The sequence below is a fragment of the Enterococcus sp. BSD2780061688st2 D3 genome (assembly GCF_005844145.1).
Lineage (GTDB): Bacteria > Bacillota > Bacilli > Lactobacillales > Enterococcaceae > Enterococcus_B > Enterococcus_B durans.
The window spans coordinates 1-1,726 of the sequence record NZ_SPHN01000055.1 but is presented as its reverse complement, the minus strand read 5'-3'; the positions used below and the strand labels follow the sequence as shown (position 1 = coordinate 1,726).

Here is a 1,726-nt window from a genome sequence, read left to right as displayed (position 1 = left end):
GTCAGGTCTCTTGACAAAGTATAGTTGCTATTCTTTTTTTAGGCCCTACTTTAATGAAATTTTTGTTTGGAGGGAACGACTTCATTCCTTTGATTATTTCAGTTGAATTTAATAGAGAAGCCTGGCGTCTATTAAGAAATACTTTTCTTGATGAGCGTCAATTTTTTTAACGGAAATCTATCCTATACTAAATTCAGTAAAGAAAAAGGAGGAATCAAAGAAAACTATTTTAAACAAACCAAAATTATAGGAGGAATAAATCATGACTGAAAATAAAGCTACTCAAGAAAGAACACCCCAAGAAAGATTACAAGAAGAACAAGAACACAAGGAACATGTTCATCATACGAAAATTAATGCAGCGGCCATTGCGGATCATCTTTTAGGCAACATGCATACATTACATGTGAAACTGCACCAATATCACTGGTATGTAAAAGGAGCCAATTTCTTTACGTTGCATGAAAAATTTGAAGAGTTGTATAACGAAAATGAAAAATGGTTCGACAAACTTGCGGAGCGTCTAATTACTTCTGGGCATAAACCTGCTTCGACAACGGTTGAATTTGAAAAATATTCGATGCTTTCGGAAGATGCAGTTAATAAATACGCTAAAGCAGAAGACATGGTTGAAAATATTATCGAGGACTTCAGAAGCACTCGTGACCTAACTATTCGCGCGATTCGTTTAGCTCAAGACGAGGGTGACGATGCTTTAGAAGATACATTGATTGCTTTTAAAAATGACTTAGACAAGAACATTTGGATGCTGCAAGCGTTCATTGGTAAAGAAGCATTAGAAGATGATGACGCTCTTGATGAGGATGAAGATTAAGGTAAAAGTAGAAGCTGATTTAGGGATTGGAATTCTTTCCAGTCCTTTTTCTATTTTCTTGATGTGCATCAATTTTTTTGTAGTAAGAGACTTATATAATAAAAGCAGCGAATATAAACAAAATAAATAAAGGGGGAGAATGAATTGACTAAACATACCCATCATGAAATTGGCGACCACGCAGCCTGTATCCGCTTGGTTCCAATATTCAATCACTTAGAGGATAGCGCGATGAATTACATTGCTGAAAAAGCCCACACGAAACAGTATCAAAAAGGAGAGTTTCTGTTTCGTTCACAAGAAAAAGAGGATACTTTATATATTATCAATCGTGGGAAAATCCGTATTTATCGATTGGCAGACTCTGGCAAAGAGCAGCTAGTGCGGATCTTGAACCCTGGTGATTTCACCGGAGAATGGACCTTGTTCAACCCGGATGCAGTACACGAGGAATATGCCGAAGCAACCCGAGATACCGTTGTCTGTATGATTCAGCAAAAAGATGTCCAAGATTTTCTGGAACAATACCCAGCTATTTCTTTAAAACTATTGGCGGAAATGTCTAAACGGTTAGAAAGTTCAGAACGTCAAACGACACAAGTAGCCGTGGAGAGTGTCATTACCCGTTTAGTTTTGTTTTTGGCAGAAAATGTGGAACCTGAAATGGGTAACTCTCCCACCATCACCCTGCCGATGGCAAAAAAGGACATTGCTTCCTATTTAGGAACGACACCTGAGACCATCAGTCGCAAATTTGGAGAATTGGAGGACGAGGGATTGATTCAACAGCTGTCTGGGAAAAGGATCAAGATTCAGGATTTAGATGATTTATTGCTTTACAGCGAATAATCGGACACACTTTTTTCTACACGTTGGTGTTCTGTCGCTCTT

General features: G+C 38.1%; 2 protein-coding genes. Both read left to right on the top strand.

Going from position 1 to position 1,726, the window contains the following annotated elements:
* Positions 1 to 262: 262 nt before the first annotated feature.
* Entirely contained in the window at positions 263 to 835 is a 573-nt protein-coding gene (locus tag FGQ66_RS14965) for a Dps family protein (protein WP_002292150.1), read from the top strand.
* A gap of 144 nt (positions 836 to 979) precedes the next feature.
* A complete protein-coding gene (locus FGQ66_RS14960) occupies positions 980 to 1,684 on the top strand; it encodes a Crp/Fnr family transcriptional regulator (protein WP_002292156.1) in 705 nt (234 codons plus the stop codon).
* Positions 1,685 to 1,726: the final 42 nt, after the last annotated feature.